15 protein-coding genes are annotated in these 16,563 nt (G+C 40.4%); 4 read left to right on the forward strand and 11 right to left on the reverse strand.

Annotated elements, in window-relative coordinates; translation table 11 throughout:
• Positions 1–65: 65 nt before the first annotated feature.
• The 3 genes from WG989_RS14505 to WG989_RS14515 form a co-directional block, all read right to left on the reverse strand.
• On the reverse strand, positions 66–1,022 hold the full coding sequence (locus WG989_RS14505) for an SRPBCC family protein (RefSeq protein WP_340430392.1): 957 nt from the start codon (positions 1,020–1,022) through the stop codon (positions 66–68).
• A gap of 234 nt (positions 1,023–1,256) precedes the next feature.
• Positions 1,257–1,676, reverse strand: coding sequence for a hypothetical protein (locus WG989_RS14510; protein WP_340430393.1), 420 nt, complete (start codon positions 1,674–1,676; stop codon positions 1,257–1,259).
• Positions 1,677–2,100: 424 nt separating this feature from the next.
• Complete coding sequence (locus WG989_RS14515; RefSeq protein ID WP_340430396.1) at positions 2,101–3,009, reverse strand: leucine-rich repeat domain-containing protein; 909 nt, start codon at positions 3,007–3,009, stop codon at positions 2,101–2,103.
• A 76-nt stretch (positions 3,010–3,085) separates the two neighbouring features.
• Here WG989_RS14515 and WG989_RS14520 point away from each other — a divergent pair, with 76 nt between their 5' ends.
• Positions 3,086–3,322, forward strand: coding sequence for a hypothetical protein (locus tag WG989_RS14520; protein WP_340430398.1), 237 nt, complete (start codon positions 3,086–3,088; stop codon positions 3,320–3,322).
• 4 nt (positions 3,323–3,326) lie between these two features.
• Here the strand turns inward: WG989_RS14520 and mqnE are convergent, their stop codons facing one another.
• Positions 3,327–4,496 carry an aminofutalosine synthase MqnE gene (mqnE, locus tag WG989_RS14525; RefSeq protein ID WP_340430400.1) on the reverse strand — a complete coding sequence of 390 codons (1,170 nt, stop codon included), beginning with the start codon at positions 4,494–4,496 and terminating at the stop codon, positions 3,327–3,329.
• Positions 4,497–4,690: 194 nt separating this feature from the next.
• A complete protein-coding gene (locus tag WG989_RS14530; RefSeq protein ID WP_340430401.1) occupies positions 4,691–6,961 on the reverse strand; it encodes a M43 family zinc metalloprotease in 2,271 nt (756 codons plus the stop codon).
• A 185-nt stretch (positions 6,962–7,146) separates the two neighbouring features.
• Here WG989_RS14530 and WG989_RS14535 point away from each other — a divergent pair, with 185 nt between their 5' ends.
• Positions 7,147–8,412: a nucleoside permease gene (locus WG989_RS14535; RefSeq protein WP_340430402.1), complete on the forward strand. Its 1,266-nt coding sequence runs from the start codon at positions 7,147–7,149 to the stop codon at positions 8,410–8,412.
• A gap of 98 nt (positions 8,413–8,510) precedes the next feature.
• On the opposite strand, the gene WG989_RS14540 is transcribed toward WG989_RS14535, so the two are convergent.
• Both WG989_RS14540 and rocD read right to left on the reverse strand, forming a co-directional pair.
• The gene (locus WG989_RS14540; RefSeq protein WP_340430404.1) at positions 8,511–10,172 is read right to left on the reverse strand and encodes a glutamine--tRNA ligase/YqeY domain fusion protein; all 1,662 of its coding nucleotides are present in this window, start codon (positions 10,170–10,172) and stop codon (positions 8,511–8,513) included.
• A 126-nt stretch (positions 10,173–10,298) separates the two neighbouring features.
• Positions 10,299–11,537, reverse strand: coding sequence for an ornithine--oxo-acid transaminase (rocD, locus tag WG989_RS14545; RefSeq protein ID WP_340430405.1), 1,239 nt, complete (start codon positions 11,535–11,537; stop codon positions 10,299–10,301).
• Between the two features lie 208 nt (positions 11,538–11,745).
• Here rocD and WG989_RS14550 point away from each other — a divergent pair, with 208 nt between their 5' ends.
• A complete protein-coding gene (locus WG989_RS14550; RefSeq protein ID WP_340430406.1) occupies positions 11,746–12,231 on the forward strand; it encodes a VOC family protein in 486 nt (161 codons plus the stop codon).
• 146 nt (positions 12,232–12,377) lie between these two features.
• Positions 12,378–13,508: a redoxin domain-containing protein gene (locus WG989_RS14555; RefSeq protein WP_340430409.1), complete on the forward strand. Its 1,131-nt coding sequence runs from the start codon at positions 12,378–12,380 to the stop codon at positions 13,506–13,508.
• Between the two features lie 4 nt (positions 13,509–13,512).
• Here the strand turns inward: WG989_RS14555 and ispE are convergent, their stop codons facing one another.
• The 4 genes from ispE to WG989_RS14575 form a co-directional block, all read right to left on the reverse strand.
• The gene (gene ispE, locus WG989_RS14560) at positions 13,513–14,382 is read right to left on the reverse strand and encodes a 4-(cytidine 5'-diphospho)-2-C-methyl-D-erythritol kinase (RefSeq protein WP_340430410.1); all 870 of its coding nucleotides are present in this window, start codon (positions 14,380–14,382) and stop codon (positions 13,513–13,515) included.
• A gap of 86 nt (positions 14,383–14,468) precedes the next feature.
• On the reverse strand, positions 14,469–15,065 hold the full coding sequence (locus WG989_RS14565; protein WP_340430411.1) for a bifunctional nuclease family protein: 597 nt from the start codon (positions 15,063–15,065) through the stop codon (positions 14,469–14,471).
• A gap of 138 nt (positions 15,066–15,203) precedes the next feature.
• Positions 15,204–16,169: an electron transfer flavoprotein subunit alpha/FixB family protein gene (locus WG989_RS14570; protein WP_340430413.1), complete on the reverse strand. Its 966-nt coding sequence runs from the start codon at positions 16,167–16,169 to the stop codon at positions 15,204–15,206.
• A gap of 33 nt (positions 16,170–16,202) precedes the next feature.
• A complete protein-coding gene (locus WG989_RS14575; RefSeq protein ID WP_340430414.1) occupies positions 16,203–16,559 on the reverse strand; it encodes a four helix bundle protein in 357 nt (118 codons plus the stop codon).
• Positions 16,560–16,563 lie beyond the last annotated feature (4 nt).

Consider the following 16,563-nt stretch of genomic DNA (forward strand, 5'->3'; position numbering starts at 1 on the left):
AAAGTTGAGAATATTTCGTCGCCCCGCCATATTGCCAAACCGCCTGTTGTACGTTCGCCTTGTTATCAAAGTTCTGCTTGTGTCTTAATGTGTTCTAATACTCGCTTATGAATTTTGTGAACAATATTGTCGCTCCAAAGTGTCCAATAAAAAGCAGGTTTGATTTTGTTTACATACCAAGTTGTTCCTTCAAGCAATGTGTGTCCGTTTGGTAAAGCTGTTAGTTTAAATTGTCCTTGCTTAGAAACCCAATAACCGTGAAGATGGTTTGGATGAATGTCGTAAATACTAATTTCTTTCATTGGCTCTGGTTGTTCGTCAACTGAAAACTTTAATAGTCTTGGTTCGTCCCAAACTGTAATTGGTTCTACAAAACTTCCTGTTGAAAAATTACAATGTCTAACAGCTCCAACGCCCTGTCCTTTAATGGTTGCATTGATAGGGTAGGCAATTCCTGTTTTAAAAATAAATTCCGTTGGTTCTTTAAGTTGTGGAAATGAAACTACGTTTTTCCAAACCTTTTCAGGTGTCGCATTGATTTCAATAGTTGTTACAACCGAACGCAAATTGTCTGTCTCGTTTAAAGTGTCCTCAAAAGCCATTAATGATGGTGCAGATAATACCAACAAAATAATTGCAGTTGGTGTCTGTCCTTTTAAATTACTTTTTGAAAAATGAAACCCAATTAAAAAACCGAAATAAGTAAATACAAAACCGATTGGTGTAGCCATAATCAAACAAATAATTCCTTCCCAAGCAAATGCTAAAAGTCCAATGCAAAATATTAAAAGTGTCAAGTAAGCATTGTTACGAAGTTTTTGTCTCGGAACTGAACTTTTGTATGCAAGAATTAAAGTTGATGTCGCACCTAAAACTAACGGAAGCCAAATAAAAAGTCCAAACCCGTAATCTCTAAAAACATTTGTCGCCAAGTAGGAAAATGTCCAACCAAGCAAACAAGGCAATGCTATTGAAAGTAGTTTTTGTTTAGAAATATATGTCAAGTCCTTTGTCTCTGTCATAAACGGAATGTCGGTTTAAGGTGACGTACAACGAGCAGGGCTTTATGCAGGTTGGGAATTGTTATTCGTCTGCCGACAACCACTGCTGATTGAAAATATAAAGTTGAATTTAAGAACTAAAGTTGAGACTTGTTTGTCCAGTCCGAACCAAAGCTTGGATTTGCAATTGGCTGATGTTTGCTGGTCATGCCCAACTTGCATAAAACCCAATGTTATGTGCCGTACTTTTCTGTTTTATAATTTACCGGTTTTTAATCTTTCAAAGATTTGTCGTTCATAATCGTCCATTTTTCTTGCTTCTTTTAGTATGGAATTCAGTCTTCCCTTTTTTGGTTCTTCAAAAATAAAAACAGAGTCAAGTTTTGGATAAAAGAGTTTGATGCCTCTACATTTTGTATCTGACATATATTCATAAATAAAGCTTGGTTGTCCTCTGTCACTGCATTTGCAGTCAAGAAAGTTTGATAAGGCTGAATTTCTATGAAAGCCTTTATTGTAATGAAGTCTTTTGTCACCGAAGTTACTTTTGTCACCTGTTACTAAATTGTATGAGTTTTCTGCTTTACTCCACGTATAGCCGTGCTTAAAAGATTTACAACTTATAAAGCAGGCAATAATTGGCAGTACAGAAAAAAGGTAAATGTATTTTTTCATAAAAAGTTTTTGTCAGAGTTATGTGTCGTGCTGCTCAATAGTTTTTGTCAAGGTTGCGGTGATTGTCAACCGTGTACTGTGTCCACTTACTTATGACTTGAGCAAAAGTCCACCTATTACAAATGCTAAATTGAAAAACTAAAGAACAAAACTTGGGAAAAAAGTTGAATAAAGAACGTCAAGCTGATGTGGGCTTTGGTTCAAGTCAAACCTAAATGATAAAGAACATTTTTACTGTCGCCCCAACGCTGGTTAAACTGTTGGGCAGCATGGCACATAACGGTTTACGTATTGGCGATGGTGGGGAATTTGAAAAACGTCAGCTCAACATTTGCACAAATGCCCGATAGAATTACTAATGTTGAGTTTTCAACTGTCAGCCCCACTATTGCCAATACGAAGTTAGTGGCAGGGCTTCTTTCTGTCAAAAGTGAATTATACATTTCGGCAATAGTTTTTTAATTCTTTGTTTTTCCGTTTCGCTCAAGTTATTTCGTTCTATGTGAAGTTCTTGCAGGCTTGTTAAATACTTAATTTCTTCGGGTAAAGTCGTCAATTTATTGTTTCCAATTTCCAAATACAAAAGGTTTGTCAATTCTCCGATTTCTTTTGGAAGTTCTATTAGTTGATTGTTGTTCATTATTAGAATTCGCAAGTTTTTGAGTTGTCCAATTTCCGCACCAACACTTGTCAATTTATTTGAACTTAATGAAATTTCGTCAAGAGTTGTTAGTTTGCATAAAATTGTCGGAAATGTTTCAAATTGATTACCCAATAAATTTATTGAAACGATTTTGTCAAGTCGAGATAGTTTATTAGGTAATTTTCTTAGTCCTTGACTTGCTATGTCAATACTTAAAACTTTATGTTTTTGTCGAATTGCTTGCTTAATGTTTTTGTATTCATATAAAGCTCGATTTTTCTTTATGTAGTCCCAATAAGATTTTCCAATTACTTGCCTAATTTCAAAATCGTAAACTTTTTGTTTTTTTCCGTCTGTCCATTTTCCTGTTGCTAATTTGTAGTCTGTATTTAGGTTTCCTTCAAAGAAGCCTGTTATACTGTCTGTTTTGTCACGCTCTACCAAATAGAAAGTAAAATCAGGGTTTAGTTTCCCGACCAACTTCAATGAACCCCAATTTGGGTCATAATAATATGAACCGACCATTGTAGAGTCAAGAAGAACTAAAAAATTGAGGTTAATTTCGAGTTTCTTATTTTGGTCTGTCAGAATATAGCCTTCGTAAACATATGTGTCGCAACATTTTTTGTCTTGTCCGAATGTGGTCAGAACAGATAAAAGTCCGATTAAAATTGTCAGTATGTTTTTCATTGTGTTTGTCGTCGTAGCCTTGCCACTAACACATAAATATACGTACCTTCTTGGTTAAAAAATAGCTGATAATCATATGAAAATTCAACAAGTAATAAAATTAACATACTATAATCCCGTTTACAATATTGCTTTCAGCAATTGGCGGGAATTATACCTGCTAACACAAAACGGTGGGTTCGAAATGCTTGCTGTGGAAGTGTATCAAGGGCAATTGGCTTACCGCTCAAAAGGTTCGCACAAGCGAATTACATGGCGCAATATAAAAAAAGGACTTCTTAAAAAAGAAGTCCTTCTGTATTTGCCTTTTTAATTCTTTAATTACTTGAAAATCCTGCTTCTTCTGCAACCGTTACTTCGCTGTAATCTTTCACCACATTGTACAAGGTATCACGCTCAACTGGTTTGCGGTTTACCTGTTTAATGAGAGCAACCAATTGTTCGGTGGTCATGGTAGGGGTTTGTTCTTCACTACCGGCCATGCTGTAAATTTTCGTTGTATCATCAATGGTGCCATCAATATCATTCACACCAAAGCTTAAGGTCATTTGTGCATTGTGGCGGCCGAGCATGGGCCAATATGCTTTAATATGTGGGAAGTTATCTAAGAACAAACGGGCAATGGCATACATTTTCATGTCTTCCACAACGGTGCTTTCAGCAACATTACTCATGTCGTTATCCTGGTTGCGGAACTTCAACGGAATGAATGTTTGAAAGCCCTTTGTTTCATCCTGCAGGTTTCGTAAGCGGCTCATGTGATCCACCCGATGCCAGTATTGTTCAATATGTCCGTACAACATGGTGGCATTGCTGTGCAAACCAAGTTTGTGTGCAGTGGCATGAATATTCAACCAACCATCTCCATCCACTTTATCGGCACAAATTTTTTCACGTATCTCCGGATGGAAAATTTCAGCACCACCACCGGGTATTGAATCCAAACCATGACTGATCAATATTTTCAATCCTTCTTCTGCACTCACTTTTGCTTTACGGAACATATAATCGTATTCAACAGCAGTAAACGCTTTGATGTGCAGATCAGGACGATGATCTTTAATTGCTTTCAACAGATCAGCAAAAAACTGCAGATCCATTTTCGGATGTACGCCACCCACAATATGAACTTCTGTTACCGGAACACCATCATACTTTTTTACCATGTGCAACATCTGGTCAATACTCAGTTCCCAACCTTCATCACGCTTTGCATACAGTTTGGAATACGAACAGAAATTACAACTGAACACACATACATTGGTAGGTTCAATATGAAAATTGCGATTGAAGTAAGTGGTATCGCCATGCATGCGTTCCCGTACAAAATTTGCCAACGCACCTAAAAAGGGGAGACTTGCTTTTTCGAATAACAACACTGCATCTTCTTCACTGATGCGTTGTTCGTTATAAATTTTATCGGCTATCTGTTGCAGCTCTGTACTGATGCGGTTACCTTTCAATATTGCTTCAATTCCTGTTTGCATGATCTTTCTGTGTTTTGTGTTGCTGCCGTTGTTGGTCGCTTTCGCTTTTGTTGGTCGCCTGACCAACAAAACAGCTTATTGCCTTCGTTGGTCGCCTGACCAACATAACCATCTAAAATAAAACAGCGCAACTTTTTGCAAAGTTACGCTGCGATCGGTTTCAAAACGAAAGGAGTTATCTGCTATCGAACAGTTTAATTATTGACCTTGATCACCCGGAAGGTATCGGTGGCCCGTGAGCGATAAACGATCTGCACAATGTACATGCCGCTGCCCATATTGCCGAGGTCAATTTCCTGGTATCCCGGTGTTGGAATGGTGCCGCCTTGCCCAAGTGCAATGCGTTTTTGCCATACCAGTTGCCCTGCCTGATTGTACACATTGATGTATTCGATATTATTTGGCGGATCAAAATACTGTAATGCAAATTTCCGGCTGAACGGATTGGGTGTGATCATTACACCTTTGCGCCGCAGGTTCGGGTTCACATCTTTCACTTTGATGTTGATATCATCGATATAAATATTGTTTTCCCAATTGGTGGCATTGCGGAAAACCACCTGGATATATTGTTGGGTAGCAGCGGTAAAATCGCCAAGGAACACACTGTCTCTCCGCCATTGTGTGGCAGTGGGTGTAAACGGTGTTTCCGTAGCTACATTACCGGTAGTGATCAGATCACGCCCCCATTTTTTATAAACAGAGCGAAAAGTTTGTCCGCAATTATCGGTGATCAAAATTTCAAGTGTATCAATCGGTATGCCCACATCAAATGGATCACTAAACATAGCCGCTGCGATCTGGAATGTAAGAAATGCAGAATCTTTACCCCTTACTTCCACCAATGGCGAATACATAAAATCTTCAAGGCCACTTGCATCATAATCGAAGTTGTTGATGTACATCGAAGCATTGCCTGTTTTAGCAGCCGATGTTGAACGTTCCCATGTAATATCTGCATCGGGGTTGATGCGTTGCCACAGTGAAGGAGGGAAGGTAGTTGATTCAAACCCCTCTGTATATGGCAATGCAGCTACCGGGAATGCAACACCATCAATGCGGCCCGTATCGTTTGACAAACGTTGATCAACGCTGCCATTCGGGTTCGACGTATATACAATCAGATTGGCATTGGTGCCGGCGTTCAACGTCATTGCATTCAATGTGATGTTGATGGATGCAAGTGGTGCCAGGTTACCTGTCCAGTTGGTAACTGTAATTGGGCCTGTGCCAAACCGTGCGTTGATAGTGAGTGAGGTGATAGCAGCAGAGCCGGCATTTCGAATAGCTACAACCGGCCGGTAATTGGTACTGCAGGTATAAATAATATTGTTTCCATTGGTACAGGCACCTAACGACGGATCGACAAATTGTACAAAGCGTGCATCTCTGCTTACTGCCGGAACAGGTGTGCAACCATTGGAAGCGGCAAGCCCCTGCATCCAATCGACCGTTGCCAATGTTGCTTCCATTAATGTTTGTTGCTGTGGTGTGTACATTACCATGGCACGGTCATCAACATAATCCATGAAGTTCATCCACATAATACCGGGCGGATTGGGTGCACAGTCATCGATAATTATACTGTCTGCAGCCGGTGCTCCATAAGTGGCTCCCAATTGCAAAGGTGTATCAGCAATACCATCGTCATCGGTACATGTTTGTGTGCCTTCATCGTTGTTGGGCCCCCAGATATGATCGAGATCAAAAAAATGACCGATCTCATGTGTGGCCGTACGACCAAGATTGTACGGAGCCTGTGCTGTACCACCAATACCAAACGCACGAAAGTTGGTAACAAAACCACGCTCATTCAACGGAACAGAAGTGAGTGGAAACGATGCATAATACGAATAGCCTAAAAAGTTATTGGGCATTTGGCAAACCCAGATGTTGAGATATTTGCCGGGGTCCCATGCATCACTTCCGCCATCACAGGAAAATTTTACCGGATCGGCAAGACCCGGTTCGGAAATAACGGTGGAGGATACACGCACAATGCCATTACTGCCTTCGCCTTGCGGATCACGACGGGCCAGACAAAAACGAAGATTGCCTTTTCCATATCTTGCTTTAAACGCAGCAGGGATGCGTGTTGAGTCTGCATTCAGTCCGCCATAATCTGCATTCAATGCATCGATCTGCGATTGGATCTGTGCATCAGTGACAAGTGAGGGGTTGGTTAAAATTACATGTACTACAACCGGTATGGTAATGATGGCGTTGGTGCCGAGTATTTGAGAAGGACGTTGATTGATGTTGATGCGCTGTTGCCTCTTGGCAGTCATTTCATTCCGCAGGCCTGGATTTTTCTTGATGGCTTCATCCAGCACCGTTTGCGAACCGCAACGGTGAAAGTCGCTGGTACGCTGTGTAACGGGATTGTTTTTTTGCTTTTGTGCAACAGCGGTAAAATTCAGTGTTACAAGCACAGGCAGCAAAAGAATGAATGTCGACAGCTTCATGTTTATAGTTGTTCTGTGAATGTACGAAGTAGCGCTCAAAATAGTTGCCTGTGTTGAACGATGATTTTAACCGCTTATGTAATGCTTTCACTACATGGTAATGCAGCGGATCCACTGCTTTAGATGTTGCAAAAACAGTTATCTTTCCTTTTTGAAAATCCTGTTTATCATTAAAATTTGCATTGATGAATCTGAAGTCCCGTCTTACGGTTTTAAGTTTTCTTCAGTTTTTTATTTGGGGGATATGGCTTATTTCTTTGGGAGGTTACATGTTTGCTAACTTCAATAATCCAATTGATCCAAACCTGGGTTCAAAAGTTGGCAATACATATGGAACAATGGGTTGGGCTTCATTGTTTATGCCTGCATTGATTGGTATAATAGCCGACAAATATATTCGGGCCGAAATCATGCTTGGCATCAGTCATATTATTGCTGCAGCAGGGTTGTATTACGCCAGCACGGTTACAAACGCCGCCGACATGTATTGGGCCATCTTTTTTGTAAGTTGTTTTTATATGCCAACGATCGGCTTAAGCAATTCAGTGTCTTACTCTTTATTAAGCAAACAAAACCTTGACGTACAAAAAACATTTGCTCCTATTCGGGTGTGGGGAACTGTTGGTTTTATTGTGGCTGAGTGGGCTGTTGATCTGTTGGGCTGGACGCAAAACAACAATCAATTCTATTTTGCAGCAGTTGCCGGTGTTATCACTGGCTTGTATTGTTTTACGTTACCTCGTATTGAAACAAGTAAGTCGACAGAACGAAAATCGTTTGCTACCCGTTTGGGTTTAGATGCATTTCAATTGTTCAAGAGTCCGATGATGACGAAGTTCTTTTTATTTGCTATGTTTTTAGGTGCAGCATTGCAGATCACAAATATGTTTGGTAACCCATTCCTCGGCGACTTTGGTAAAACTCCGGAGTATGCAGAAAGCTTTGCGGTAAAACACAGTAATATATTGATCTCGCTTTCACAGATTTCCGAAACGCTGTTTATTCTTGCGATTCCGTTTTTCCTGAAACGTTTTGGTATTAAGCAGGTAATGTTGATCAGTATGATCGCATGGGTACTACGCTTTGCGTTGTTTGGTTTAGGTAATCCGGGTTCAGGACTTTCGTTGCTCATACTGTCGATGATCGTATATGGTATGGCGTTTGACTTTTTTAATATTTCCGGTTCTCTCTTTGTTGACAGAGAAGCAAAGCCGGGTATCAGGGCAAGTGCACAAGGTTTGTTTATGTTGATGACAAATGGACTTGGTGCTATACTTGGTGGACTTTTTGCAGGACAGGTTGTTGATTATTTTACTGATGCCGCAGGAGTAAAAGACTGGCCAAGCATCTGGTATAGTTTTGCGGCTTACTCGCTGGTAATTGCAGTTTTATTTTTTACTACATTTAAATACAAACATGACCCCGATTCCATAAAGTCAGTAGCACATTAAAAAGAAACCCCGCCAATTGCGGGGTTTCTTTTTTGATGACTGTTCACTCGAAAGGTAACTGCTCATCATAATTGATATTTTGCGTTGAACAACTTGCATTATCCTTTCTTCACTTCTTTTGCCCAGGCATCTTTCAATGTAACAGTGCGGTTGAAAATGAATTTATCTGTAGTTGAATCCTTATCTAAACAATAATATCCTTTGCGTAAAAATTGAAAACGATCGGTAAGGGTTGCTGTTTGAATAGCCGGTTCAGCATATCCTTTCACCACCGTTAACGAATTAGGGTTGATGTATTCTTTAAAGTCACCTTCTTCACTTGCAGGATTTTCTACTCGGAATAAACGATCGTATTCCCGAACTTCCACTTCCACTGCATCAGCAGCGTTTACCCAATGCAGGGTTCCTTTTACACTAATGCCGCTTGTATCACTTCCGCTTTTACTTTCAGGAATATAACTGCAATGAATAGCCGCAATGGAGCCGTCTTCATTTTTCACTACTTCATCGCACTTGATGATGTAGGCGCTTTTCAAACGTACCATTTGTCCCGGCGCCAAACGGAAATATTTCTTCGGCGCTACTTCCATAAAATCATCTGCTTCGATCAATATTTCACGACTGAACGGAATAGCTCTTGCACCGCTGTTCGCATCTTCCGGATTGTTTTCTGAATGTAATGTTTCGGTTTGTGCTTCCGGATAATTTGTAATGATCACCTTGATGGGATTGAACACCACCATACGTCGGTAAGCAATTTTGTTGAGATCTTCCCGTACACAAAATTCAAGTAACCCGAATTCGATCAGGTTATCACGCTTGGCTACACCGATCTTATCACAAAACTCACGGATGCTTTCAGGTGTATATCCTCTGCGGCGTAAACCACTGATGGTAGGCATACGTGGATCGTCCCAACCGGTTACATGGTTTTCGTTAACGAGTTGCAGCAATTTGCGTTTACTCATCACCGTATAGTTGAGGTTCAGTCGGGCAAACTCATATTGTTTTGACGGAAATATTTCGAGTTTTTCTATACACCATTCATACAACGGACGATGGGGAATAAATTCCAATGTACAGATAGAGTGTGTAATGTTTTCAATTGAATCACTTTGGCCATGTGCAAAATCATACATCGGGTAAATGCACCATGCATCACCTGTGCGGTGATGATGCGCATGTTTGATACGGTACATCAGCGGATCACGCATGTGCATGTTGGGTGATGTCATATCGATCTTTGCACGGAGTACTTTTTCGCCGTCTTTGTATTTTCCTGCACGCATGTCCGCAAACAGTTGCAGGTTTTCTTCTACACTTCGTTCACTGTATTGATTTCGTACGCCCGGTTGAGTAGGGGTGCCTTTTTGTTTGGCTATTTCTTCGCTGCTGCTGTCGTCAACATAGGCTAATCCTTTTTCGATCAGTTTTACGGCAAATCCATACAACTGCTCAAAATAATCGGATGCATAAAATTCATTGGCCCAGTTAAAGCCCAGCCATTTGATGTCTTCTTTGATACTGTCAACGTATTCTGTATCCTCCGTTACGGGGTTTGTATCATCAAAACGTAAATTGGTTTTGCCGTTATACTTGATGCCTAAGCCAAAGTTTAAGCAAATACTTTTGGCATGACCAATGTGCAGGTAGCCATTTGGCTCCGGCGGGAAACGTGTAAGAATAGACTCATACTTCCCGTTTTTCAGGTCTTCTTCAATGATCTCTTCAATAAAATTCAGGCTTTTTTCGTCGCTCATGTCTTTCTACAAATTGAGGTGCAAAAATAAGGGTTCTGAGGCAGCCGATAGCCATAAGTAAATAGCCGATAGTCAGTTGCCCGGTGTATTGGGCTACTATCTATTGGCTACCGGGTAATGACTGTGTTATTGAAGCACCTGCAAACTCTTACTAATAATTCCCACGCATTCATGAATCTGTTCTTCTGTAATCACCAATGGTGGAGCAAAACGGATCTTGTCACCATGCGTTGGTTTTGCAAGCAATCCGTTTTCTTTCATCTCCATACAAAGATCCCATGCTGCTTCAGGGTTACTGTGTTTGATCACGATTGCATTCAATAAGCCTTTGCCTCTAACCAAACTGATGAAAGGAGAATTAAGTTTTTCAATTTCATCTCTTAATAATTGTCCGAGTTGTTCTGCACGTTCTGCAAGCTTCTCCTCTTTCAATACCTGCAAAGAAGTAATGGCGACAGCACATGCCAACGGATTGCCACCGTATGTACTTCCATGTTCACCCGGTTTGATCGTCATCATGATCTGATCATCGGCCAGTACAGCACTTACAGGTAGTACACCACCGCTGAGAGCCTTGCCAAGAATCAAAATATCAGGACGAACATTCTCATGATCGCATGCCAGCATTTTTCCTGTGCGACAAAGACCGGTTTGTATCTCATCGCCAATGAACAATACATTTGCTTCTGCACAATATTTTTTTGCAGTTGATAAATAGCCTTCAGTTGGAACAACTACACCAGCTTCGCCTTGAATGGGTTCAACTAAAAATCCGCAAACATCTTTATCATCCAATGCTTCTTTTAATGCTTCCAAATCATTGAAGGGAATTACTTTGAAGCCCGGCATGAACGGTCCGAACCTGGTATAAGAAGAAGGATCAGTACTAAACGAGATCACAGTGCTTGTTCTTCCGTGAAAGTTCTGTGCGCATACAATGATCTTCGCTTTGTTTTCTTCAATGCCTTTTATTTCATAACCCCAACGGCGTGCTAACTTAATGGCTGTCTCCACGGCTTCAACACCGGTATTCATCGGTAACACTTTATCGTAACCGAAATATTGTGTGATGTATTCTTCATACTCACCTAAGAGATTATTGTGAAATGCACGTGAGGTAAGCGTCAGTTTTTGCGCCTGCTCAATCAATGATGCAACAATGCGTGGATGACAATGCCCCTGGTTAACGGCAGAATAACCACTCAGGAAATCATAGTAACGTTTATCATCTACATCCCACATGAAAACACCTTCGCCACGTTTCAACACCACAGGCAATGGGTGATAGTTGTGAGCACCGAACTGCTTTTCTTTATCAATAAAATATTGTGTATTGGCAGATGTTGCTGCAATAGAAGTATGCATAACAAGAAAATTAAAAATGAAGAATTGAAAATGAAAAATGCAAAAGTTATGAAACCAACTTGCTGTATTATTCCTCCCCTTTGGGGAGAGGTTAGGAGGGCTACAACTTAGTGGTTGAGCAGATCGAGATTTTGCTGGAGAAAGGAATGTTGCTGTTTCATTGCCTTACAAAAATACTGGCTTACTTTCATAAAATAAAATCTGAGTTATGAGTTACACTGTTCCTGCACAAACCCGCATTGGTCATGTGCATTTAAAAGTTTCAGATATAGAACGTTCATTAGCTTTTTACAACGAACTGCTTGGTTTTGAAATAACACAACGCTATGGTTCGCAGGCTGTGTTTATTTCAGCAGGTGGTTATCATCATCATATTGGTTTGAATACCTGGCACAGCAAAGGGACAGGTCCGGCACCGGTGAATGTGCCGGGCTTATTTCATACAGCTATTCTTTATCCCACAAGAAAAGACCTTGCTGTTATTTTGAAACGATTGCTGGAAGCAAAATATCCGTTAACCGGTGCATCGGATCATGGTGTGAGCGAAGCGCTTTATTTAGATGACCCTGACGGAAATGGTGTTGAACTGTATTGGGATAAACCAAAAGAGCAATGGCCGTTGGATGCAAATGGAAATTTGGAAATGGTGACGAAGAGGTTGGATTTGGAGGGGTTATTAAAAGAGGCAGAGTAAATTCTGTTAAGGGTTATGAGTTGAATCTTATGGAGAAATCCGACAGTGGTTGCAAACCCTGTCGGCGGTTGAAAAATAATCTTTCAATATTATTGGAACAGTTTTATGAAGTTGAAAGAGTTTTGCATCTTTGGCAAAAGCTATGTATGAAGAACATTTTTACCTATTTATTTTTACTTCCTTTTTGCACTGAAATACAGTCACAGGATAGCAATTTTATTTTGCAAGGAAAAATCAATGGTTTCAACGAGGGGATTATCTATTTAAATTATCGTGATTCGAAAAGTGCTGACATTTTGGACAGTGCAGTTGTACAAAATGGGGATTTCAGTTTTAAAGGAAATATTTCGGAACCTACAAAAGTGTATTTGTATAGCAGTGCAAAGAAAAAAACTGATTCAGAAGGTACTAACGATGCACAGTTTTTCATTGAACCGGCAATAATGAAGTTGCAACTTGTACACGGAAAATTTAGTGAAGTGAAATTGGTTGGCTCAAAAACTCAGGACGATTGGAAATATTATAACGAACAAATAAAGACCTATGAGATCAAATGGAAGCCTGTTCTTTCAACAATCAAAAAAGCGGAGAGCGAAAAGAACTGGACGTTGTACGATTCATTAACTGATAAGTACATGATCCCGTATACGGAAGGTAAGGAGCGACTTTATATCGACTTTGTTTATGCTAACCCCAATTCATACATAAGTATCGATTTACTTTCGTTTAACCGCCACAGGTTGCAGTTTGATTCACTTAATTTGTTTTATCAAAAACTTGCTTCTAACATTAAACAAACAACAGGTGGAATTGAATTGGGAAAGTTTGTATTAAAAGAAGGTAGTTTGCAGATTGGAAAACAAGCGCCTGCTATTTTGTTTACAGATAAGGATGGGATACCCCGGAAATTATCTGACTTTAAAGGCAAATTTATCTTGCTCGATTTCTGGGCAAGTTGGTGTGTGCCCTGCAGACAGGAAAGCCCGTATTTAGTTGAAGTTTATAAAAAGTATCAAACAAAAGGATTCGAGATTATTTCTTTTTCATTAGACCGAGAAAAAGAAAAGCAAGCCTGGTTGGATGCAATTGTTCAAGACAGTATGAGCTGGATACAGGTTTGTGATTTCAAATATTGGAACAGTGAAATAGCCAAAGCCTTTAATTTATTCGGGAGAGGAATACCCGTTAATTTCCTGTTGGATGCAGATGGAAAAATAATTGGTCGTGATATCAGAGCATGGAAACTGGAAGAATATCTCTTGCGTTACATACAGTAAGCTGTTATATCATTTTGTATAAATAATTTTCTGAAAATGCCAACTCCGGTATTTCTTTAAATATCCCAAACACCGTACTTCCACTTCCCGTCATGCTTGCATATACTGCACCTGCATCATAGAGTTGTTGTTTGATTATTGCAATCTCATGATGTGCTTTGCTTACCGGTTCTTCAAAATCATTTGTGAGTTGGTCTTTCCAGGTTTCAATGGGTTGTTGAATCATTTGTTTTGGGTCGGGGCGCTCAGAGCGACCTGAACCATTGCTGTTCAATTGCGCAAAAGCCCAACCCGTATTTACATGAATGCCCGGATTTACAATGGCAAAATGATAAGCTGATAAATCAAGCTCAACTGATTCTAACTTTTCACCTCTGCCCGTTGCATAGCAAGGTTTATTTACAATGAAGAACGGACAATCACTTCCCAACTGCAGTGCATAATCAATTAACTGCTGTGTTGATAATCCTAATTGAAATTTATCGTTCAACAACTTCAATGCAAAGGCACCATCGGCACTGCCGCCACCTAAACCAGCACCCATCGGTATGGCTTTGTGTAAATGCATCTGAACGGGTGGGAGAGCAGAGAAATCTTTTTTGAGTAATTGGTAAGCTTTGATGCAGAGATTGTTTGCTTCGTCGCCGGCAATCGGTAAACCGGTGGATGAGAAAGAAATGTGAGTAGTGAGGGGTGAGTGGTGAGTGGTCTTGCTGTCGTCTATGGTCTGTCGTCCATCGTCTCTTCTCACTACTTCCAACGCATCTCTCAACTGCACCGGATAAAAAACAGTTTCGAGATTATGATAGCCATCTTCCCGTTTATTGAGAATATGTAATCCGAGATTGATCTTACAATTAGGGAAAACGATCATTCGAAGAATGAAAAATGAGAAATGAATAATGTGAAATGAAAAAGTAATGGGTGCAAATTATCATTTATCCATTAACCAATTATCAATTACTTTTTTCTATTCGACAGCTCATCACGAATAGCAATGGCTCTGATATAGTCTTCCTGCTCCAGTACATCATTGAGCAGGGTTTGCAGTTCTTCGATGCTTAATGCTTTCAGGTCTTCTTTTTCTTCACCGCTGCTGCTCACCTGTGAGCTGCTTACTGCCACTTCTTCTTTTTTCTTTTCTTCATCTTCCATTAAAATACCTGCGCTTTCCAAAATATTCTCGTAGGTATAAATGGGGCAACCGAAGCGTACAGCAAGTGCAAGTGCATCGCTGGTGCGGCTGTCGATTTCAACCGTATCATGGTCGGTAGAGCAAAGCAGTTTGGAGTAGAAGATACCTTCCTGCAGATCGTTGATCACAATTTCATGCAGCTCAACATTGAAAGCCATCATGAAATTCTTCATCAGGTCATGCGTAAGGGGGCGACTGGGTTGCATACGTTCAAGTGCCACAGCAATGGCTTGGGCTTCAAAACCACCAATAACGATCGGTAACCGACGTAATCCGTTTACTTCACCCAACACAACTGCGTAACTATGCGTTTGGGTGATGCTGTGCGAAAGGGCAACTATTTCCAGTTCTATCTTTTTCATAACCTGTCGGCAAATTTAAGGGCTTTGATTTGAATAAATACTATAAAAGCCGATAGCCTTTAGCCGATAGTCGTCAGTAAAATTCTAACAACTTTCAACCAAAGGCTATCGATTAAAGACTATCCACTATCGGCTGACTTAAGCCACTCCTTTGAGTTTCTTTACTTCCTGTATCATTTTCGGGATCACATCAAACGCATCGCCTACAATACCGTAATCGGCAGCTTTGAAGAAAGGTGCTTCAGGGTCTTTGTTGATCACCACAATTACTTTGCTTCGGTTTACACCAGCCAGATGTTGAATAGCACCACTAATGCCAACGGCCAGGTATAAATTCGGCGCAATGGAACCACCCGTTTGTCCAACATGCTCATGATGAGGACGCCAATGTGCATCGGCCACCGCACGGCTGCAGGCGGTAGCTGCACCCAGCAAACCAGCCAGTTCTTCCATCATGCCCCAGTTCTCCGGTCCTTTTAAACCACGGCCGCCACTCACTACCAGCTCAGCTTCACTTAATGGAACCTGTCCGGTTACCTTATTCGTTGCTGTTACTTTTATTTTTGCTGCATCAACCGTTACATTTGAAGCAACTACTTCAGCAGTTCCTTCACCGGCTTCTGTTTTAAATGAGTTAGGGCTGATGGAAAGAATTTTTACCGGAGTGTTCACTGCAATGTGTGCAAATGCTTTTCCGCTGAACACGCCTTTCTTCACAACGAATCCATTGCTTGTATCGGGCAAACCAACAGCACCGGCTACCAAACCCGCTTTTAATCTTGCACTCAGTCGTGGAGAAACAGCTTTCCCTGTTACGTTATGTGAAAGCACGATCACGGTTGCGCCTGCAGCAGTTGCCACATCAGCAATTGCTTTTGCATATACCTGTGCATCTACATGATTCAGGCTATCGTTTGCCACATGATGAATTTTTGAAATACCATATTTTCCTAAAGAGGCCACATCATCCGCCACAGTTCCCAACAAAACGCCTTCAGCACTTGTGCCGAGTTGTTTGGCTAAATGTGCACCATAGGTTAATGCTTCAAACGAAGATTTTTTTACATGACCTTCGGCAGAGTCGATGAATATTAAAACGCTCATATAATTGATAATTAATTAATGGATAAATGATAATTATTTGATTCTTGATTTTGATGTTTTCACGCTGGCGGTTAATAATTTCAAAAGCTCTTCACAATCCTTATTCATCGAGTCGTACATTTTTTTTGTAATAAATTCCGTTGCATAAAGCAAATCCAACCAGTATTTTGATTCGTTTGCTTCTGTTAATCCAATCGTTAGCTTATGAATAAAATCTTTCAAACTCTCTCCATGTTCCGCTTCTCTGATCAGTGCTCCAACAGAAGTACCGCTTCTAACTATTTGTTGTGATAGAATAAACTCATTATGCTCTTTCTTCAGGAACTTATAGAGTTTTACTATCCGCACAGCAAAGTCAAAACTTTTTGTTTTTAAGATGTTTTCTTTCATGGCA

This window comes from Lacibacter sp. H407 (genome assembly GCF_037892605.1).
Lineage (GTDB): Bacteria > Bacteroidota > Bacteroidia > Chitinophagales > Chitinophagaceae > Lacibacter.